Raw genomic sequence first — 20,558 nt, 5'->3', positions numbered from 1 at the left:
GAGCAAGCTCCGCTCTACGACGGGTGGATGGATCGCGCTTCATGCCGCGACCTCGAGGGCGCGCAGCACCGACAGCAGCCGATCGTTCTGCGCCGGCGTGCCGACGGTGATGCGCAATGCGTCCTGCAACTGCGGCGCCCCGCGCTGGTCGCGCACCACGATGCCGGCCGCCAGCAGCCCGCCGAACGCGGCGTCGGCGTCGCGGAAGCGAACCAGCAGGAAGTTGCCCTGCGACGGGTAGACGCGCACCACGCCCGGCAACGTCGCCAGTCCGTCCCGCAGGCGCTCGCGCTCCTGGCGCGCCGAGGCGACGCGCGTGGCGGTTTTCGCCAGCGGCGCCGGGGACAACGCCGACAGCGCCAGTTCGGCGCACGGTGCCGGGACCGGATACGGCGCCTGGCAGCGGCGCAGCACCGCGATCAACGCCGGATCGGCGATCAGCGCGCCGATCCTGGCCGCCGCCAACGCATGCGCCTTCGACAGCGTGCGCAGCACGGCAAGGTTGGGCGTCGACGCGACCAGCGACACCGCCGACGGCGCATCGGAGAACTCCACGTAGGCCTCGTCGACCACGACCAGCGCCCGTCCGCGCAGGCGCGCCGCGAGCCGCAGCACGTCGTCCGGAGCGATGGCGCCTCCGGTCGGATTCGAGGGCGAGCACAGGAACACCACGCGAACGCCCCGCGCCAGCGCGGCCTCGGCGACCGCGTCGAGATCGACCGTGAAACGGCCGTCGTCCTCGAACAGCGGCACTTCGACCAGCGGCGCGCCCTGCAGCCGCGCGCTCACGGCGTACATGCCGAACACCGGCGGCGTCACCAGCACCGCGTCGCGGCCCGGCACGCAAAGCGCGCGCACCAGCAGGTCGATGGCCTCGTCGCTGCCACGCCCGACCAGCAGCTGCGAGCCGTCGCAGCCATACAGCGACGCCAGCGCATCGACCAATGCGGGCGGTTGCGGCTCGGGATAACGGCGGCATGCGCCGTTGCCGTCGGCGGCGCTCGCCCAGGCGGGCTCGTTGGCGTTTAACCAGACCTCGCCCCGCAGCCGCTCGCCGCGCGCCGAGCGATATCCGACGAAATCGCGCAGGTCCTCGCGCACTAGATCGAGCACGCCGCTCATGCCGGCGCCCTCGCCGCCGCCGCCGCCCCGGTGCCGCGCATGCGCAGCCGCACCGCGTTCGCGTGCGCCTCGAGACCCTCGGCCTCGGCCATCGTTACCGCGCAGGCGCCGATGCCGGCGATCCCCTGGCGCGAGGCCGACTGCACGCTGATGAAGTTCTGGAAGCTGGCGACGCCGAGGCCGCTGCAGGCGCGCGCGGCGCCGTCGGTCGGCAGCACGTGGTTGGTACCGCTGCAGTAGTCGCCCAGCGCCTCGGGCGTGTAGTCGCCGAGGAAGACCGAACCCGCCGCCTCGACCCGGTCCAGCCAGCGCCGCGGCTCGCGCAGCGCCAGGATCAGGTGCTCGGGCGCATAGGCGTTGCCGATCGCGAAGGCAGCGTCGAGCGCGTCGACCTCGATCAGCCGCGACTGCGCCAGCGCACGCGCGGCGATGTCCGCCCGCGGCAGCGCCGGCAGCTGCGCCGCCAGCTCGCGCTCGACCGCGTCCAGCAGCGCGGCATCGTCCGACAGCAGCAGCACCTGCGAATCCGGACCGTGCTCGGCCTGCGACAGCAGGTCGGCGGCGACGAAGCCGGCGTCGGCGCCCGCGTCGGCGATCACCATCACCTCGGACGGCCCTGCCGGCATGTCGATGGCGGCCGCGCCGGACCGCGCCAGCTGCCGCTTGGCCTCGGTGACCCAGGCATTGCCCGGCCCGAACAGCTTGTCGCACTTGGGCACGCTGTCGCTGCCCAGCGCCATCGCCGCGATCGCCTGGGCGCCGCCCAGCTTGAACACGCGCCGCACGCCGGTCAGGCGCGCTGCCACCAGCACCGCGGGATCGGCGCTGCCGTCGGCGCGTGGCGGCGTGCACAGCACCACCTGCCGGCAGCCGGCCAGGCGCGCCGGCACGCCCAGCATCAGCGCCGTCGACGGCAGCGGCGCGCTGCCGGCGGGCACGTACAGGCCGACCCGTGCGATCGGGCGCACGACGCGCTCGCAGACCACGCCGGGCGCGGTCTCGACCGCGTATCCCGGCACCATGCCGGCGCTGTGGAAGACCTCGATGCGGGCGGCGGCGTCTTCCATCGCGCGCCGCAACGCGGGCGCGACCGCGGCCTCGGCCCGCGCGAACTCCTCCGCGCCGACCTCGAACTCCTGCAGGGCGACACCGTCGAGCCGCTCGGTGATCTCGCGCAATGCCATGTCGCCGCGGCGGCGTACGTCCTCGACCAGGGCGGCGACCTCGTTGCGCGTGGCCTCCCCGGTCGCGCGCACCGGGCGTGCCAGCGCCTGCGCGCGGGCGTCGCCGTCGAGCGCGGACCAGCGCAGTCGTCGGACCGGCGACCCGTTCATGCCAGGGTCCTCTCCACCGGCAGCACCATCAGGCTGCGCGCGCCGGCGTGGCGCAGGTCCTCCAGCCGCTGCCAGGACACCGCGCCATGGCACAGCGCCTGCAGCGCCAGCATGTCGCCGCCGTCGACCTGCAGCACGGTCGGCGGCTCGGCATCCGGCAGCAGTTCGATCAGGCCGGGCATGGCGGCGCGGTCGGCCTGGAACAGCAGCAGGCGGCTGTGCCGGAGCCGCAGCACCCCGTCCATGCGTCGCAGCAGCAGCTGCATCAACTCGGCGCGCACGTCGGCGAACGGCGCGACCGGCCCAGCCAGCACCGCCTCGCTGCGCAACAGGGTCAGCACCGGCTTGAGCTGGTTGGCCGCCAACGTGGCGCCGCTGGACACCAGGTCGCAGACCGCATCGGCCTGGCCCAGGCGCGGCGCGATCTCGACCGAGCCCGACAGCATCACCACCTCGGCGTCGATCCCCTGCCCGGCCAGCCAGCGCCGCAGCAGCTGCGGATAGCTGCTGGCGATGCGGCAGCCGCGCAGCTGTTCCGGTCCCTGCCAGTCCCAGTCGTCGGGGACGGCGATGTCGAGCCGGCAGCCGCCGAAGCCGAGCGCGCGGAGTTCCTTCGCCACCGGCGCCGCGCCAGCCCGCTCGCGCTCGGCGGCCTGCTCGTCCAGCACGTTGCGGCCGACGATGCCCAGGTCGCAGACACCGTCGGCCAGCAGGCCCGGGATGTCGTCGTCGCGGACCAGCAGCAGGTCGACCGGCAGCGATTCGCCGTAACAGAACAGGCGATCGCGGCTCTCGCGCCAATCGAGCCCGCAGGCGGTCAGCAGCGCGCGCGACGGGTCGCCGAGGCGTCCGCTTTTCTGGATGGCGATGCGCAGGCGGTCGCGCACCGCCTTGGCGGCGGGAGGGCTCATGGCGGTCCGTTCAATGGGAAGCGGCGGCGAGACGGGGAAACTGCCGGCGCGCGGCCGCCGCATAGCCGCCGGTGCCGTGCTCGATCGTGCGCGCGACGCGGCCGATCGTGGTCACGCTGACCCGGGTGCGTTCGTGGATCTCGCGATACGGCACGCCCTGCAGCAGCAGCGGCACCACCCGCCAGCGATCGGTCATCGCCTCGATCTCGGCCGGCGTGCACAGGTCACGCAGGAACGCCGCCACCTCCTCCGGCCGTTCCAGCGCGGCCAGCGCCTTCGACAGCGCCCTGAGAGCGGCGTCGGCGTCCTGTTTCGGCAATGGTTCCGGGCGCTGCTTCATTTGTCTAATGTGTTAATGCGTTAGTGCATTATGCAGACCTGGGAGCGGCCGTCAAGCTCCGCATCAGGCTTGTTCATCGGTCTGGGCTGCGTCCCAAGGCGACTGCACAAAGCGCTTCCAGCCCGGCGCGAATCGACAGCTCTTTGCCAAAGGCGCCTTCGGCTGGTGCGCCGGGCGTGAGCCGCGCCGCGGGGATTGCTCCGCCCTTCGGTCCGGCCATCCATGGCCGGACTCAGGGCCGCTGCACATCCATGTGCAGCTCTCCGCAATCCCCACGGCACGTCTCCCGCTCCAACGCTTATCGACTTCTGTGAGAGGACCTCCGAGCATCCGAAAATGAATCGCCGGTGCGGCGCCCGGGCCGGGGTATGCGGAGAGCAGGCCATGGATGGCCTGCGGCGGCGAGTCCGCCATGGATGGCGGACCGAGCCGGGGAGCATGCCCCGGCCCGGGCGCCGCTGGCCCCGAAGCCGACGACCTCCCCGAAACCATCATGACAACGAGGATTGTCTGGTTTCGACGGCTACTTGGCGCGGCTATTCATTGGATGTCGCCCGTGGCGACGAGGCTAGTTCGTCGCCATGGAAAGAGCTGCTTGGCGCGGCGCCAAGAGCGGCTTCGATGGCAAGCGGCGCCACGGAAATCACAGTGAATGCCCGCAATGCCCGTAGCATGATCACTTCGCGACGCGAAAGACTCGACCCACGTCAGTTTTCGCCATTGCCGAGGTCGCGACGGTGCCGTGCCGCCCTCGCCTGCAGCGCCATCCACGCCAACGCCACGCCGGTCAGCGCACCGAGGATCTCCATCACCACCCGCGCGCCGAGGCCGTCGGCATCGTGGATCTTCGACAGCGCGATCCGTGCGTAGACCGGCGACTCGAGCCTGACCACGCCGAGGTAGAACAGGTTCCAGAGATCGATCCCCGCGGCCACCGCGACGGCGGACAGGCAGGCCCAGCCGATCGCGTGCCCGGGATTCCAGCCGAAGCGTTCGCCCAGCGCATGGAAGACGGCGTAGAGCAGCAGGCCGACCGCCAGCGCGATCAGCCCGGCCTCGAGCGCGCCGAGCCAGCCCAGGTGCAGCGGCAGGTTCAATCGTCGCGCCCGGCGCCCGGCGCCGCGCGACGGGCGGCGGCGAGCAAGGAGCCGTCCTCCACCTGGCGTACGGCCTGGGCCACCTCGCCGTCGAGGGCGCGGTCGCGATCGAGGAAAGGGATGCGCGTGCGCAGCACCGCGTGCGCGGCGGCGACGGCGGCGCCGGGATGGAAGGTGTCGGCCGCAGCCAGCTCCGCGCGCAGCTCCTCGACCTCGGCGAGGAACTGCGCACGGTGGCGGTGGTCCTCGGGCGGGCCGCCCTGCACCTTGGCGGCGAAGGCGGCGGCGTCGCTGCGCCGCGCTAGGTCGCGCGCGGCGTTGATCATGTCGGTACGGAAGTCCAGCGCCTGCGCGGCGGTCTGCAGCTCCAGCGCCAGCACCTTGCCGAGATCGTCGACCATCGCCAGCACGTGGCGCGCCTCGTTGGCGCCCATCGACACGTGGTCCTCGGCATTGGCGCTGGTCGGCACCGAGTACACGCTGGCCGGGTGCGCGCGGGTGGCGAGGTCGTTGACGATCGCCGCGGCGGTGTACTGCACGATCATCAGGCCGGATTCGGTGCCGTCCTCGTTGCCGATCAGGAACGCCGGCAGGCCGTCGCTGGTGGCCGGATCGACCAGCTTGTTGAGGCGGCGTTCGGAGATCGACGCCAGGACCGGGATCGCCGCCTTCACGTAGCCAAGCGCCAGCGCCAGCGGCATGCCGTGGAAGTGCCCAGCCGAGATCACCTGCTGTTCCACGTGCTCGGCCTCGCGATCCGGGAACACCAGCGGGTTGTCGGTGACCGCGTTGAGCTCGACGTCGAGCACGCGCGCCGCCTGCGCCGCCGCATCGCGCACGGCGCCGTGCACCTGCGGCACGCAGCGCAGCGAATAGCTGTCCTGCGGCTGGTGCTTCTTGCCACCGCGGAACGGCTTGAAGCGCTGGTAGAACTTCTCGCGGCCGTGGCGCTGGTCGGCCGGCACCCAGTCCCAGCCGATGTCGAAGCGCAGCTGCTGCGCCTCGGGCGTGTCCCAGCTGTCCGGCAACCAGAAGCGGAACTTCGGCACCAGGTGGTAGGCGATGTCGGCCAGGGTCGATCCGGACAGCAGTGCGCGCAGGCGCGCCGCCACTTCCACCTGGCCCGGATGTGGACGCAGTGCATGCACCTCCTCGGCGAAGGCGCCCAGGCGGCCGGCGAAGGCGTCGACGGTCATCGCCGCGGCGAGGTCGGCGGTGTCCAGCAGGTCCTCCAGGCGCGCGAGCGCGAGCACGCCCATCGCCAGCATCTGCGCGGTGCCGTTGTTGAGCGCCAGCCCCTCCTTGTACGACAGCGTGACCGGCGCCAGCCCGGCACGCCGCAGCGCCTCGGCACCGGGCACGCGCTCGCCCTCGTGGAAGGCCTCGCCGCCGCCGAGCAGCACGATCGCCAGGTGCGACAGCGGCGCCAGGTCGCCGGAGGCGCCGACCGAGCCCAGCGACGGCACCACCGGCACCACGCCGGCGTTGAGCATCGCGGCGAGCGCCTGCAGGGTTTCGACGCGGATGCCGGAATGGCCCTTGAGCAGGGTGTTGATGCGGATGCACAGCATCGCCCGCACCACGTCGGCCGCCATCGGCTCGCCGACGCAGACGGCGTGGCTGACGATCAGGTTCTGCTGCAGCTCGGCGTGCAGCGAGCGGCCCGAGGGCAGCGTGCCCGGCAGCTCGTCGCGCAAAGGGTGCGCGCCGAGCAGCTTGTCGGCATTGCTGCCGAAGCCGGTGGAGACGCCGTAGATCGGTTCCTCGCGGCGCACCTGCTCGGCGAGGAAGTCGGCGGCGCGGGCGACGGCACGCAGCGCATCGGGATCGAGTTCGACGCCGGCGCCGTTGGCGACGTCCACCAGCTGCGCGCGGGTGAGCGATCTACCGTCGAGAAGAACGCATTTCATGTTGACTGGCTACCTGCATTGCTCATGGAAAGGACTGCTCTGGTAGGAGCGGCTTCAACCGCGACCCCACGCGTTTTCGCGACCAGCGATGGCCGGGGCCGAAGCCCCTCCTGCAGGAGCGTCATCCCTGCGCGCGCAGCTGCTCGCGCTCGACCAGCAGCGCCCGGCCGAGATCGTCCTCGGCCGCCTCGAACTGCTCGCCGCGACGCAGGTCCTTCACCGCCACGGCGCCGCGCGCCGCCTCGTCCTCGCCGCGGATCGCCACGAAGCGGATCCCGGCGCGGTCGGCGTACTGCAGCTGCTTGGCCAGCTTGCGCGGTTCGAGCTGGGTCTCGACGTTGAGCCCGGCGGCGCGCAGCCGCTGCGACAGCGCCAGCGCGTGGTCGAGGCCGGCATCGTCGAGCAGCGCCACCAGCACGTCGACCGAACTGTCGGCGGTGTCGACCAGGCCGGCCTCGCGCAGCTGCCAGAACAACCGGGTCAGGCCGATCGAGATGCCGACGCCGGGCAGCTTCGACTTCGTGTAGTGGCCGGCGAGATCGTCGTAGCGGCCGCCGGAGCAGATCGAACCGATCTGCGGATGCGCGTCCAGCACGGTCTCGTAGACCATCCCGGTGTAGTAGTCGAGCCCGCGCGCGATCGAGAGGTTGATGGCGTAGTCGGACTCCGGCACGCCCATCGCGCGCAGGCGCTCGAGCGCCGCGCGCAGCTCGTCGCGGCCCTGCTCGAACGACGGCGTTCCCGGGCCCAGCTCGGCGAGCCTGGCCAATGCGTCGCCGTGGCCGTGCGAACGCACGCGGGAGAACGCCATCAGCCGTTCGACCGCTTCCGGCGCGAGACCGAAGCCGTCCCCGAGGAGCGTATCGCGCACCGCATCGGCGCCGCGCTTGTCGAGCTTGTCCAGCTCGCGCAGCACCAGGTCCTGGCGCACGCCTTCGATGCCGAGCCCCTCGAAGAACCCGCGCAGCAGCTTGCGGTGGTTCATCTGGATGGTGAAGTCGCCGATGCCCAGCGCCTTGAACACGGCGTGGATCACGGCCGGGATCTCGGCATCGTGGCGCGGCGACAGCGCATCCTTGCCGATCACGTCGATGTCGCACTGGTAGAACTCGCGGAAACGCCCGCGCTGCGCGCGTTCGCCGCGGTACACGCGCTGCATCTGGTAGCGGCGGAACGGGAATGCGAGCTCGCGCTCGTGCTCGGCCACGTAGCGCGCCAGCGGCACGGTCAGGTCGAAGCGCAGCGCCAGCTCCGGCAGGCCTCCGCCCTCCTTCTCCAGGGCGCCGGTGGACTGCACGAAATACACCTGCCGCTCGGTCTCGCCGCCGGATTTGGTCAACAGCACGTCGGACAGTTCGAACACCGGCGTCTCCACCGGCAGGAAGCCGAAGCCCTCGAAGGTGCGGCGGATGGTGTCGAGCATGCGCTGGAACGCGATCTGGTCGCGCGGCAGCAGTTCCATGACCCCCGGCGGGGTACGCGGCTTGATCAAAAGATGGGCTCCGGTCATGCGAATGCGAAAGTGTAGAGCGGAGCTTGCTCCGCTGCATCGGCTCCGGAGGCGGGAGCAGCGGAGCAAGCTCCGCTCTACGGCGCGCCACATCGGCTTCGGAGTCTGCGCAGCCGAGCGAGCCCGGCTCTACGCGCGGGTGGGCTTGCCCGATCCCGGTGGCGGTCACTACAATACGCGGCTCGCCCAAGTCGGGGTGTAGCTCAGCCTGGTAGAGCGCTACGTTCGGGACGTAGAAGTCGCAGGTTCAAATCCTGTCTCCCCGACCAAATCGTTGCAGGAAACAAGCCGGCCCCCCCAGGCCGGCTTTTTCGTGCGCGTGTACCGGCGGGAACGGTGTCTCCGCACCTGCTCCGCTGCTGATCCGCCCGGCGGCAACGACCCCGGCGCACGGCCTTGGCACGACCCGTGCTTACGACGATCCTGAAAAATGTGATTCAAGTCACATTTCACCTTTTCTCACGGATCCTCACCGCTCATGACCCGATTCTCCCCCAGAAAGCCGCTGGCGACGGCCCTGAGCGCCCTGCTCGGGCTGATGTCGGCCGGCACCTGCCTGCCTGCAGCGTCACAAAGTGACGCGACAGGTCCACTCCCGGACCGTGAGGCGGCGATCACCGAAATCGAGGCGCTGCTGCAGGCGCGCGACCCCGTCGCCGCCCTCGCCCGGGTCGAACGGCTCGCGCCGATCTGGCCGGACGATGCCCGGTTCTACCGGCTGCGCGTGGCCGCCCTGTCGGATATCGGCGACAGCGATCGCGCCTGGGCCCTGTACCGCGCGCATCCCGACCTGTTCAGCGCCGAACAGCGCGAGCGTTTCGAGGCCGACCGGCTGGCGCGGCTGGTGCTGTGGAGCCGGCAGTACGCCGAGGACGAGTCGGCCCTGCTCGCCGACGTGGAACGGGCCGAGGCCGCCATCGACGCCTACATGCGCGAGACCGGCACCGGGATCGAGGAACTGCCGCCACGCATCCGCTACGACCGCATGATCGTCCTCAATCGCCTGAACCGCCACGCCGACGTGGTCGCCGAATACCGCGATCTGCGGGCGGCGGGCCGCGAGATCCCCGGGCATGCCCTGGCGGCGGCCGGGGACTCGCTGATGGCGCTGCAGCTGCCCGAGGAAGCCGAGCCGGCGCTCGAAGGCGCGCTGCAGGCCGATCCGGAGAACGTCGACATCCGCATCCAGCGCGCCTACGCCGCGCTGGAACAGGAGCAGCATGCCGAGGCTCGCAGGCAGTTGCGGGCGATGCGCGATGCCAATCCCCCTTGGCCGCTGCGGCCAGGCGCCACCCGCGGCTGGCAGAACTGGCACCGCTACGAGGCCGACCTCAACCACGGGCTGCTGCTGGCGTTCGGCGAGGACCTGCCGCAGGCGCAGGCGCTGCTGGAGGAGCGCGTCGCCGTCGGGCCGGCCAACGCCGGCCTGCAGTCGGCGCTGGGCACGGTCTACCTGATCCGCGGCTGGCCCGAGCGCGCGCTCGAGCGCTTCCGCATGGCCTCCACCCTGGACGAGCGCGACGTGCAGTCGCGGGTCGGCCAGGTGGGCGCGCTCACCGAGCTGCAGCGCGACGACCTGGCGCGTCCGATCCACGACGAACTGATGCAGCGCTACGGCGATCTTCCCCTGGTGCAGCGCATGGACCGCACCTGGGACGTGCACCGCGGCTGGCAGTGGCGTGCCTACGCGGCCGGCGGCCGCAGCGAGGGCGGCGCCGCCGTCACTCCGCTCGGCAGCCGCGATCGCCACTACGGCGTCGAGGTGCGGACGCCCGTGTTCGGCGATCGTTGGCGCCTGACCGCCGGTCACGACTATCGCTGGTCCGACTTCGACGGCGCCCGCGTCGACGACCGGCGCACCAGCGCCGGCGTGCGCTACGCCCACGACCGGCTCGACTGGGGCCTGCAGGCCAACCGGGCCAGCGACGGCGTCGGCGGCACCGGCGTCGACGCCGACGTCGGCTGGCGCTTCGACGACCTGTGGGACGCCCGCGCGACGGTGCGCCGCAACGATGCGGACGCCTCGATGCAGGCGCGCGCCGCCGGCATCACCGCCGACAGCATCGAGCTGTCAGCGAACTACGTTCCCAGCGAGCGCACCTACTGGTCGGTCGGCGCCAAGCACTGGCGCTACGACGACGGCAATCGCCGCGAGTCGCTGGCGCTCGGGCTCGACCAGCGCCTGTTCACGCGTCCGCATTTCCTGCTCAACGGCATCGCGGGCGCCTACGCCAGCCGCGGCAGCCGCGACGACGCGCCGTATTTCAATCCGTCGCGCGATGCGTCGCTGGAGCTGGGCCTGCGCGCCGATCACCTGGCCTGGCGCCGCTACGACCGTCACTTCCGGCATCGCCTGACCGTGGGCGCCGGGAGCTACTACCAGGAGGGCTTCGGCAGCGGCCTGGTGCCGAGCGCCCGCTACGAGCACGAATGGCAGTTCGCGCTCGGCAGGGTATTGACCTATGGATTGAGCTGGTCGCGGCCCGTCTACGACGGCCAGCGCGAAGAGCGGATCGGCTTCGACGCCGAATTCCGGTGGGGAGAATGAACATGCATGCCTGGATGACACTGCCGGCGCGCCTGCTGCTGGCGCTGCTGCTGGCACTCGCGGCCGGAGGCGCAGCTGCCACGGACGAGCTGCTGGTTCTGAGCTATCACGACATCCGCGACGACGTGCCGCTCGGCGGCGATCCCGATGCCTACGCGGTCAGCACCCAGAACTTCGCCGCCCATCTGGATTGGTTGCACGGCCACGGCTACCAGCCCGTCTCGCTGTCGCAGGTGGTGGACGCGGCGCAGGGGCGCGGGCGGCTGCCCGACAAGGCGGTGCTGCTGACCTTCGACGACGGCCTGCGCAGCGTCTATACCCACGCGTTCCCGCTGCTTCGCGCCTACGACTATCCGGCGCTGGTGGCGGTGATCACCGGCTGGGTCGACCTGCCGGCGGGGAACGAGGTGGACTACGGTCCGCGCCCGTTCGGGCACGAGGACTTCGTCACCTGGGCGCAGCTGCGCGAGATGCGCGAATCCGGACTGGTCGAGATCGCCTCGCACAGCCACGACCTGCACCGCGGCGTGCCCTCCAACCCGCAGGGCAACACCACGCCGGCCGCCATCACCCGCATCTACGACGCCGCGGCCGGGCGCTACGAGACCGAGGACGAGTACCGCGCGCGCGTGCGCGCCGACCTCGTCCGCAGCGTCGAGCTGATCCGGACCAACACCGGCGCCGCGCCGCGCTCGATCGTCTGGCCGTATGCCGCCTACAACAGCGTCGCCAACGCCATCGCCGGCGAACTCGGCATGACGGTGTCGTTCGACCTGGAAGGCCGCAACACCACGATCGCCCCGGGCCCGCACGGCGCCGACCTGCATGGCCTGGCGCGCCTGCTGGTGATGGACAATCCGGAGGTGTTCGACCTGGCGTACGAACTGCGCCACGACCCCGAGCAGACCAGCATGCGCGCCCTGCAGATCGACCTGGACATGGTCCACGACGACGATCCGGCGCAGGCGGCACGCAACCTCGACGCGCTGGTCGAGCGGGTCAAGCGGATCGCGCCCAGCCACGTGTTCCTGCAGGCCTTCGCCGACCCGGACGGCAATGGCTCGGCCGACGCGCTGTACTTCCCCAACCGTTTCCTGCCGATGCGCGCCGACCTGTTCAACCGCGTCGCCTGGCAGCTGCGGACCCGCGCGGACGTGGAGGTGTATGCCTGGTTGCCGGTGCTGGGCTACGAGCTGGGCGACCCGCAGGTGCGCGCGGCTTTCGCCATCGACAGCCGCGAGGCGGACGGCATCTTCCGGCTCGACTTCACCCGTCCGGAAGCGCGCCGCATCATCACTGGCATCTACGAGGACCTGGCCGTCAACTCGTATTTCGAGGGCCTGCTGTTCCACGACGATGCCTACCTGCGCGATACCGAGCTGCCGGCGTTCGCGCCCGAGCAGCCCGAGGCGCGCACGCGCGCGCTGATCGACTTCACCCTGGAACTGAAGCAAGCCGCGGAGCGCTGGCGGCCCAAGCTCAAGACGGTCCGCAACCTCTACGCGCGGCCGGTGCTCGAGCCGCAGAGCCAGGCCTGGTTCGCGCAGCGGCTGGACCTGTTCAACGCCGCCTACGACTACACCGCGCTGATGGCGATGCCGTGGATGGAGGGCAGCGCGCACCCGGAGCGCTGGCTCGACCGGCTGGTCGCCGCCGTGCGCATCCATGATCCGCAACTCAACCAGACCGTGTTCGAGCTGCAGACCGTCGACTGGGACGGCGGCCGGCCGATCGACGGCGCGCGGCTGCGGGCGCACGTGCGCAGGCTCGTCGCCCAGGGCGTGCGCCACCTGGCCTGGTATCCGGACGACTTCGTCACCGACCTGCCGCCGCTGGAGGACGCGCGCGAGGCGATGTCCGCCCGCAGCTTCCCGTACGAGGAGCGCTGACCATGTCCCCGACCCTGGCCCTGCTCTTCAGCTTCGCGTTCTTCTATCCGATCGTGATGTCCTTCTTCTGGATGTCCGGCGGCCTGTACTACTACTTCCGGCGCGAGCGGAAATCCCGCACGCGCACGGATCCGCCGCCGATGGAGACGTACCCGGCCGCCACCATCCTGGTGCCCTGCTACAACGAGGCCGGCAACGTCGACGAGACCATCGCCGCGGCGCTGGCGCAGCGCTACCCGGACTTCGAGGTCATCGCGATCAACGACGGCAGCAGCGACGACACCGCCGACAGGCTCAATCGGCTCGCCGCGCAGCACGAGCGGCTGCGGGTCATCCACCTCGACCGCAACCTGGGCAAGGCCAACGCCATGCGCATGGGCGCGCTCGCCGCGCGCTCGGAGTACCTGCTGTGCGTCGACGGCGACGCGCTGCTGGACGAGTACGCGCTGCACTGGATGGTCTGGCACCTGGCGTCGGGGCCGCGCGTGGGCGCGGTGACCGGCAATCCGCGCATCCGCAACCGCTCCACCCTGCTCGGCCGGCTGCAGGTCGGCGAGTTCTCCTCGATCATCGGCATGATCAAGCGCGCGCAGCGCGTGTACGGGCGGCTGTTCACCGTCTCCGGGGTGATCAGCGCCTTCCGCCGCACCGCCCTGCACCGGATCGGCTACTGGTCGGAAGACATGGTGACCGAGGACATCGACATCAGCTGGCGCCTGCAGATGGACCACTGGGACATCCGCTACGAGCCCAACGCGCTGTGCTTCATCCTGATGCCGGAAACCCTGCGCGGCCTGTGGAAGCAGCGCCTGCGCTGGGCCCAGGGCGGCGTGGAGGTGCTGTTGCGCCATACCGGCGACCTGCTGCGCTGGCGCGGCCGGCGCATGTGGGGAGTGCTGGCCGAGTACCTGCTCAGCGTGGTCTGGGCCTACACCATGCTGTTCATCATCGTGCTGTGGCTGCTCGGCAAGTTCATGCCGATGCCGGAAGGCCTGTACGTGAGCACCATCCTGCCCTCCTGGCACGGCGTGATCCTGGCCATGGTCTGCCTGCTGCAGTTCGCCAGCAGCCTGATCATCGACCGCCGCTACGAGACCCACGTCGGCCGCAACTACTACTGGATGATCTGGTACCCGATGGCGTACTGGATGCTCAGCCTGTTCACCACCGTGGTCGCCTTGCCGAAGACGCTGCTCAAGCGCCGCGGCAAGCGCGCCATCTGGACCAGCCCGGACCGGGGATACCGATGAAATACGACTCCAGACTCATCCGCAGGCCCAACTCCCAGCCGCCGATCCGGCGCACCGCCTGGGGCTTCGTCACCGCCGCGTTCTGGCTGTTCTACCTGTACCTGTGGGCGCCGCTGGTGACCTTCCTGCTGTGGGTGTTCGGCATCCACACCGCGACCTACGAGCTGTACCTGCGCGAATCCCATGTCGAGCCCTTCCTGCTGTTCGTGCTGCCGCTGGTGGCGCTGGCCTGCGCGGTGGTGCTGATCGCCTGGGCGGAGTACAACCGCTTCCGCTTCCGCGGCAGGGACCGCCGCCGCGCGCAGGACGACGTGCCGATCGCCGAGATCGCGGCGATGCTTGGCGCGGACGCGGCGACCGCGGACGCGCTGGGTCGGGGCAAGGTCATGACGCTGAGCATGGACGAGCACGCGCGCCCGCTCCGCACCGCCGGTGCGCTGGCGGCGCCGCAGCCGTAGCCGAGGCGCTTCGGCCCCGAATCGACGTTCGACCGCCATCCCGGCGGATGCCGAAGACCGGGCGGTGCGCCCCGGGCGCCACGAACGGCGGATGCGGCCTTGATGCGGGGGCGGTGGCTGTATGTCGCCGCCGGCAAGCCGCGATGCCGTGGACGGCCGGTCGCGACTTCCGTCGCTCCCACAGGGGCGGCACCGGATCCGGGCTTGGATGTCGATACCGCCCGGGGCGGAGCGGGCCCGGCTCTACAGCAGCACCAGGTCGTCGCGGTGGATCACCGTGCCGCCGTAGTTGTAGCCCAGGATCGCCTCGATCTCGCGCGAGTGCCGGCGGGCGATGCGGCGGATGTCCGCGGCCGAATACTGGCTGACGCCGCGGGCGATGCGCCGGTCGCCGTCGGCTTCGCGCAGCGACACCTCGACCATGTCGCCACGGCGGAAATCACCGCTCACCGCCAGCACCCCGCCAGGCAGCAGCGAGGCGCCCTTCTCGATCATCGCATCGGCGGCGCCGGCATCGACGGCGAGGCCGCCCGGCTCCGCGGGCGCGTTCTGCAGCCAGTGCTTGCGTGCGGCCATCCGGCTGCGGACGGGATGCACGCGGGTGCCGCGCAGGCGGTCGCGGGCCAGGGCCTCCAGCACGTCGGCGCGGGTGCCGTTGAACAGCACCGTGGCGATGCCGGCCGCCGCGGCACGCTGGGCCGCGTCCAGCTTGGTGCGCATGCCGCCGGTGCCGCTGGCGCTGCCGGCACCGCCGGCGACCGACAGCAGTTCGGCGCTGAAGCGCGCCACCACCTCGACCGGCCGCGCCTGCGGGTTGCGCCGCGGGTCGGCGTCGTACAGGCCGTCGATGTCGGTGGCGATGAACAGCACCTCGGCATCGACCAGGGCGGCGACGATCGCCGCCAGGGTGTCGTTGTCGCCGAGCTTGAGCTCGTCCACGGACACCGTGTCGTTCTCGTTGACGACGGGGAGCACGCGCTGGCGCAGCAGTGCCGAAAGGGTGGCGCGCGCGTTGAGGTAGCGGCGCCGGTTGCGCAGGTCGTCGTGGGTCAGCAGCACCTGCGCCACCGGCCGGGCGAAGAAGCCCTGCCAGAAGGCGATCAGCTGCGCCTGGCCCAGCGCGGCCAGCGCCTGGCGCTCGGCGATGGGCGCGTCGACGGCGGTATCGGCATGCACGATCGCGCGTCCGGCCGCGACCGCGCCGGACGAGACCAGCACCACCTCGCGCCCGGCCGCCGTGCAGGCGGAGACGAACCCGGCCAGCGCCTGCGCATTGCGCGGCGACAGGCCGCCGCCGTCGGCGGCCAGCAGGCTGCTGCCGACCTTGAGCACCGCCCGCCGCCAGGGCGGCAGCAGCTGTTCGCTGAATTCGGCCATCACCCGGGTGCCCCCGCTTCGTAGAGCGGAGCTTGCTCCGCTGCTGCGCAGGCCACGGCGCCCCGGTGCGCGAAGCAGCCGAGCAAGCTCGGCTCTACGAAAGACCGGGCTTCGCCGTAGAGCGGAGCTTGCTCCGCTGCGCGGGCCACGGCGCCTCCGCGCGCGAAGCAGCCGAGCAAGCTCGGCTCTACGAAAGACCGAGCTTCGCCGTAGAGCGGAGCTTGCTCCGCTGCGCGGGCCACGGCGCCTCCGCGCGCGAAGCAGCCGAGCAAGCTCGGCTCTACGAAAGACCGGGCTTCGCCGTAGAGCGGAGCTTGCTCCGCTGCGCGGGCCACGGCGCCTCCGCGCGCGAAGCAGCCGAGCAGGCTCGGCTCTGCGGGAGTCGCGCCGCCGGTCACGCCGGCAGCGCCGCCAGACGCCGGTGCAGTTCGTCCAGCCGCAGGTCGGCGGCGGCGCCGGGCGAGACCCGGGCATAGAGGCTGGCTTCCGGCGTCCGGCCCTCGCCCGCCGTCTCCGCCGATTCGGCGGCGGCGCGGTAGGCGTCGCGGAACGGCACGCCGGCCGCGGCCTGTTCGACCGCGACGTCGGTGGCGTACATGCCGGCGTCGATGGCGGCGCGCATCCGCTCCGGCCGCCACTCCAGGTTGGCCAGCAGCGCCGGCAGCAGTTCCAACGCGGCCAGGCCGCGACCGAAGCCGTGGAAGATCGCGCCCTTGCTGGCCTGCAGGTCGCGGTGGTAACCCGAGGGCAGCGACAGCAGCTGCTCGATCTCGGTGCGCGCCGCGGCCACGCTGGCATGGGTGGCGCGCATCAGCTCGATCGCGTCGGGATTGCGCTTGTTCGGCATGATCGAGCTGCCGGTGGTGTACTGCGCCGGCAGCGCCACGAAACCGAACTCTGCGCTGGTGAACAGCGACAGGTCCCAGGCGATGCGGCGCAGGTCGAGCGTCGCCGAGCCCAGCGCTTCCAGCGCGGCCAGTTCGAACTTGCCGCGCGAGAGCTGCGCATAGGCCGGGTTGACCTGCAGCCGGGCGAAGCCGAGCGCGGCCGTGGTGTGCGCGCGATCCAGCGGCAGGTTGACGCCGTAGCCGGCGGCGGTGCCGAGCGGGTTGGCGTCGATCCAGGCGGCGGTATCGAGCGCGCGCCGCGCATCGTCGATGAACGCCTCGGCCCAGCCGGCCCACCACAGGCCCGCCGACGACACCACGGCGCGCTGCAGGTGGGTGTAGCCGGGCAGCGGCAGCATCGCCTCGGCCTGCGCGCGATCGAGCGCCAGCGTCGCCGTCTCGCGCGCCAGCGCCGCCGTCCGCGCCAGCTTCTCCTTCAGCCACAACCGCGTCGCCACCAGCACCTGGTCGTTGCGGCTGCGGCCGGCGTGGATCTTCTTGCCGGCATCGCCGAGCCGCTCGACCAGCCGCGCCTCGATCGCCGAGTGCCCGTCCTCGTAGCGGGCGTCGAGTTCGAAACCGCCGCCGCGGAAGTCCGCGGCCAGCGCCTCGAGTTCGCGCTCGAGCGCCGACAGTTCACCGGCATCGAGGATGCCGATCCGCTGCAGGCCCTGCGCATGCGCGCGGCTGGCGGCGATGTCGTGCAGGAAGAACTCGCGGTCGAGGATCACGTCGTCGCCGGCCAGGAACGCCTGGATCCGCGCGTCGACGGCGACGCCGGGTTTCTGCCAGAGGAGGTCGGACATGTCAGCTCCTGTATCGGTCAATCGTTCGTGTGAGGCCGCCCTCGCAAGTGCGGAAGTCACGGCCGCCAACCTCTTGTGGGAGCGACGGAAGTCGCGACGGGTTCGGACAAGGCGTCGCGACTTCCCGGCGGTGGCATGCCACCGCCACTCCCACATTCGTCGCTCCCACATCTCCGTTCCGCCGCTCCCACGTTTCCGTTCCGTGTCGCTCCGGCGATGGGCGTCACAGCGGAATGCTTTCGAATTCGCCGAAGCCGAGCGCCAGGTTGAGGTTCTGCATCGCCTGGGTCGCCGCGCCCTTGAGCAGGTTGTCCAGGGTCGCCACCACCACCAGCCGCCGGCCGTCCGCCGCCAGCGCGAAACCGCCGATCTGGGCGCCGTGGCGGCCGGCGATGCGGCTGACCCACGGCGCATCGTCGAGCACCTCCACCAGCGGCTCGCCCGCGTAGCGCTCGCGGTAGCGCGCCCACACCGTTTCGATTCGGGCGGGGTCGCGCAGGTGCAGGTTGGCCGTCAGGGTGATGCCGCGGAAGTGCGCCGCCACGTGCGGCATGAATTCCACGGGCGCGCCCAGCTGGCGCGCCGCCTCGCGCTCGTGGATGTGCCCGGCGAGCGCGTACGGCATCAAGTTGTCGTGCAGCAGCGCCGGATCGTTGCGGTCGGACGGCGTGGTGCCGGCGCCGGAGTAGCCGGACACGCCGAAGCACTGCACCGGCCCGCACAGTTCGCCGAGCATCGGCGCGATCGCCAGCTGCATCGCGGTTGCGTAGCAGCCGGGATTGCTGATCCGGCATTCGCCGCGGTAGCGGCCGCGGGTCAGCTCCGGAAGGCCGTAGTACCAGCCGTCGTCGAAGCGATGGTCGGCCGACAGGTCGACGATCACGGTCCGCGGCGCCGCTTCGTCGATCGCCGCGACGAAGCCGCCGGCCTTGCCGTTCGGCATCGCCAGCACCACGGCGTCCACCGCACGGCCGGCGACCGCCGCCGGATCGAGGTTTTCGTAGCGCAGCTCGCCTTCGAATCCGGCGACGTGCGCATCCACGCGCTGCCCGTCCAGCTCGCGCGACGAGACGAAGGCGAGCCCGAGCGCCGGATGCGCCGCGACCAAGCGGACGAGCTCCGCGCCGGTATGGCCGCGGGCGCCGATGATGCCGATGGCCTTCTTCATCCGGCCTCTCCTCCCGATGGGGTCCGCAGCCGCTCCACCAGGTTGCGCTTCACCGCCGGCCACTCGCCATCGACGATCGAGAACACCACCGTGTCGCGCGGGCTGCCGTCGGCGTGGCGCCGGTGGTTGCGCAGCACGCCGTCCTGGCGGGCGCCGAGTCGGGCAATCGCCTCGCGCGAGCGGCGGTTGAACCAGCTGGTCTCGAACGCGACCGCGAGGCAGCGCCAGGTTTCGAAGGCCAGGGCCAGCAGCAACAGCTTGGTCTCGGTGTTGACCGCGGTGCGCTGGGCGGCCGGGGCGTACCAGGTATGGCCGATCGACGCCCTCGGGACAGCGGGGTCCAGGTCGTAGAAGCGCGTACAGCCGACGACGTCGCCGCCCGGCCCACGCACCGCGAACGGCAGCGCCCGCCCCGCCTGCCGGCCTGCGGTCGCCTCGGCGATGTAGTCGTCCACGCCCGCGGCCGTGGGTACGGAGGTATACCAGCAGCGCGACAGCGCGTCGCCGGCCAGCGCCGCGCGCAGGCCGTCGGCATGCGCCGGCTGCAGCGGCTCGAGGCGCACGTGGTCGCCCTGCAATAAATCGGGAGCGGCGAACGCGGTCATGGCGGCGCCACCGGCGGATCGAAGAGCGTCGGCGCGCGTTGCGCGCAGTGCTCCACGCAGGCGCGGATCTCGGCGAAGTCGCTGATGCCGTACCAGAACACCTTCCACTGCGCCTGCTTGTAGCAGCCGTCGGACTCGGCGTAGTAGAAGTGGTTGGCGGCATTGCCGTGGCGCGAGCGCCAGAACAGCGCCGGCGTCTGCTCGCGCATGACCTGCCAGACCGCCCGCCCCAGGCCTTCGCCCTGGGCGTCGTCGAGCACCGCGAACTTGTCCAGGTACACGCAGCCGTCGGCGTCGGTCAATACGACCGCGGCACGGTAGTTCTCGCTGACGTACGCGCGCAGCAGCCGCGTCCGCTCGAAGTAATCCGGCGCCAGCAGGCGGCCGAAGCTGGACTCGATCAGGGCGCGCAGGCGCGGCAGGTCCAGCGCGTCCCAGCTCGCGGCCTGCAGCACCCGCTCGCCCCGGCGCACCAGCGTGCCCGATCCCTTGTGGGTGAACAGCTCCTTGGCCAGGTCGGCCGGCCGGGTGATGGACACGGAGGACGCCAGCGGCAGGCCGTCGAGCAGCTGCTTGACCTGCTCGATCTTCAGCCGCATGCCGCCGTTGAGCCACGGCTGCGCCATCAGGTGGTCGTACTCGGTGGACAGGTTGATCGAGTCGATCACCCGGCCGTCGCCGTCGAGCAGGCCGCCGGTACCGGTCAGGAAGATGATCTTGTAGGGCTGCAGCACCCGCACCAGCTCGTTGGCGGAGACGTCGGCGTTGACGTTGAGGATCTGTCCGCCGGCGGTCTCGCCGAGGCTGGCGATGACCGGGATCGAGCCGGCCTGCAGGCTGGCCTCGATCGGCGCCAGGTTGACCGCCTTCACCCCGCCCACCAGGCCGTAGGTGCCACGGTCGAGGTAGTCGGCCTCGAACACGCCGCCGGTGATCGAGGTCGCGCGCGCGTCCGCCGCCTGCAGCGCCTCCACCAGCGCCAGGTTCGAAGCCTGGAACACCCGGCGCACGATCGCCAGCGCCTCGGGCGTGGTCACGCGCAACCCATCGACCGTGCGCTTCTCGATCCCGGCCGCGGCCAGTTCCGCGTCCAGCTGCGGGCCGGCGCCGTGCACCACGATCGGAGTCAGCCCGACCTGCTGCAGGAACGACAGCGACGAGGTCAGCGCATCGAGATCGTCGCGCAGCACCGCGCCGCCGACCTTGACCACGGCGAAGCGCTTGGCGTCGAGCTGCGAGAAGCGCTTGAGGTATTGGCTGATCTCCTTGGCGCTGGCCATGCTGGACAGCAGCCGGATGATCGTCTGGCGGGTCTGGATGTGGGGCGTCATTTCATTCGTCGTCTG

General features: G+C 71.4%; 16 protein-coding genes and 1 tRNA gene. 5 read left to right on the top strand and 12 right to left on the bottom strand.

Features of this window, described 5'->3' with window-relative positions; translation table 11 throughout:
* Positions 1-39: 39 nt before the first annotated feature.
* The 7 genes from hisC to hisS form a co-directional block, all read right to left on the bottom strand.
* Positions 40-1,122 (bottom strand): histidinol-phosphate transaminase, encoded by a 1,083-nt coding sequence (gene hisC / locus U3649_RS11385; protein WP_407351444.1) that lies wholly within the window; start codon positions 1,120-1,122, stop codon positions 40-42.
* Complete coding sequence (gene hisD / locus U3649_RS11380; RefSeq protein ID WP_407351443.1) at positions 1,119-2,456, bottom strand: histidinol dehydrogenase; 1,338 nt, start codon at positions 2,454-2,456, stop codon at positions 1,119-1,121. The genes hisC and hisD overlap by 4 nt, the downstream gene beginning before the upstream one ends.
* The gene (hisG, locus tag U3649_RS11375; protein ID WP_407351442.1) at positions 2,453-3,367 is read right to left on the bottom strand and encodes an ATP phosphoribosyltransferase; all 915 of its coding nucleotides are present in this window, start codon (positions 3,365-3,367) and stop codon (positions 2,453-2,455) included. Before hisG ends, hisD begins: the two co-directional genes overlap by 4 nt.
* Positions 3,368-3,377: 10 nt before the next feature.
* Entirely contained in the window at positions 3,378-3,707 is a 330-nt protein-coding gene (locus U3649_RS11370; protein WP_407351441.1) for a YerC/YecD family TrpR-related protein, read from the bottom strand.
* 707 nt (positions 3,708-4,414) lie between these two features.
* A complete protein-coding gene (locus U3649_RS11365) occupies positions 4,415-4,804 on the bottom strand; it encodes a hypothetical protein (protein ID WP_407351440.1) in 390 nt (129 codons plus the stop codon).
* Positions 4,801-6,714, bottom strand: coding sequence for a histidine ammonia-lyase (gene hutH / locus U3649_RS11360; protein WP_407351439.1), 1,914 nt, complete (start codon positions 6,712-6,714; stop codon positions 4,801-4,803). The genes U3649_RS11365 and hutH overlap by 4 nt, the downstream gene beginning before the upstream one ends.
* Before the next feature lie 121 nt (positions 6,715-6,835).
* A complete protein-coding gene (hisS, locus tag U3649_RS11355; protein ID WP_407351438.1) occupies positions 6,836-8,206 on the bottom strand; it encodes a histidine--tRNA ligase in 1,371 nt (456 codons plus the stop codon).
* 210 nt (positions 8,207-8,416) lie between these two features.
* Here hisS and U3649_RS11350 point away from each other — a divergent pair.
* The 5 genes from U3649_RS11350 to pgaD all read left to right on the top strand — a co-directional run bounded on the left by U3649_RS11350 (position 8,417) and on the right by pgaD (position 14,369).
* Positions 8,417-8,493 (top strand) — tRNA-Pro (locus tag U3649_RS11350).
* 209 nt (positions 8,494-8,702) lie between these two features.
* On the top strand, positions 8,703-10,772 hold the full coding sequence (pgaA, locus tag U3649_RS11345) for a poly-beta-1,6 N-acetyl-D-glucosamine export porin PgaA (RefSeq protein WP_407351437.1): 2,070 nt from the start codon (positions 8,703-8,705) through the stop codon (positions 10,770-10,772).
* Entirely contained in the window at positions 10,769-12,661 is a 1,893-nt protein-coding gene (gene pgaB / locus U3649_RS11340) for a poly-beta-1,6-N-acetyl-D-glucosamine N-deacetylase PgaB (protein ID WP_407351436.1), read from the top strand. Before pgaA ends, pgaB begins: the two co-directional genes overlap by 4 nt.
* Positions 12,658-13,911, top strand: coding sequence for a poly-beta-1,6-N-acetyl-D-glucosamine synthase (gene pgaC / locus U3649_RS11335; protein WP_407354600.1), 1,254 nt, complete (start codon positions 12,658-12,660; stop codon positions 13,909-13,911). The genes pgaB and pgaC overlap by 4 nt, the downstream gene beginning before the upstream one ends.
* Complete coding sequence (gene pgaD, locus U3649_RS11330) at positions 13,908-14,369, top strand: poly-beta-1,6-N-acetyl-D-glucosamine biosynthesis protein PgaD (protein ID WP_407351435.1); 462 nt, start codon at positions 13,908-13,910, stop codon at positions 14,367-14,369. Before pgaC ends, pgaD begins: the two co-directional genes overlap by 4 nt.
* Positions 14,370-14,612: 243 nt before the next feature.
* On the opposite strand, the gene proB is transcribed toward pgaD, so the two are convergent.
* From proB to U3649_RS11305, 5 genes are all read right to left on the bottom strand, one after another.
* Entirely contained in the window at positions 14,613-15,746 is a 1,134-nt protein-coding gene (gene proB / locus U3649_RS11325; protein WP_407351434.1) for a glutamate 5-kinase, read from the bottom strand.
* A 394-nt stretch (positions 15,747-16,140) separates the two neighbouring features.
* On the bottom strand, positions 16,141-17,439 hold the full coding sequence (gene argH / locus U3649_RS11320) for an argininosuccinate lyase (protein ID WP_407351433.1): 1,299 nt from the start codon (positions 17,437-17,439) through the stop codon (positions 16,141-16,143).
* A 223-nt stretch (positions 17,440-17,662) separates the two neighbouring features.
* On the bottom strand, positions 17,663-18,607 hold the full coding sequence (argC, locus tag U3649_RS11315) for an N-acetyl-gamma-glutamyl-phosphate reductase (RefSeq protein WP_407351432.1): 945 nt from the start codon (positions 18,605-18,607) through the stop codon (positions 17,663-17,665).
* Positions 18,604-19,212 carry a GNAT family N-acetyltransferase gene (locus U3649_RS11310; RefSeq protein WP_407351431.1) on the bottom strand — a complete coding sequence of 203 codons (609 nt, stop codon included), beginning with the start codon at positions 19,210-19,212 and terminating at the stop codon, positions 18,604-18,606. Before U3649_RS11310 ends, argC begins: the two co-directional genes overlap by 4 nt.
* A complete protein-coding gene (locus U3649_RS11305; RefSeq protein ID WP_407351430.1) occupies positions 19,209-20,543 on the bottom strand; it encodes an acetylglutamate kinase in 1,335 nt (444 codons plus the stop codon). Before U3649_RS11305 ends, U3649_RS11310 begins: the two co-directional genes overlap by 4 nt.
* Positions 20,544-20,558: the final 15 nt, after the last annotated feature.

The sequence above is a fragment of the Luteimonas sp. R10 genome (genome assembly GCF_045689605.1).
In the GTDB taxonomy this organism is placed as follows: Bacteria; Pseudomonadota; Gammaproteobacteria; order Xanthomonadales; family Xanthomonadaceae; genus Luteimonas.
The sequence above is the reverse complement of the archived record's forward strand: the minus strand, read 5'-3'. Positions and strand labels throughout refer to the sequence as shown.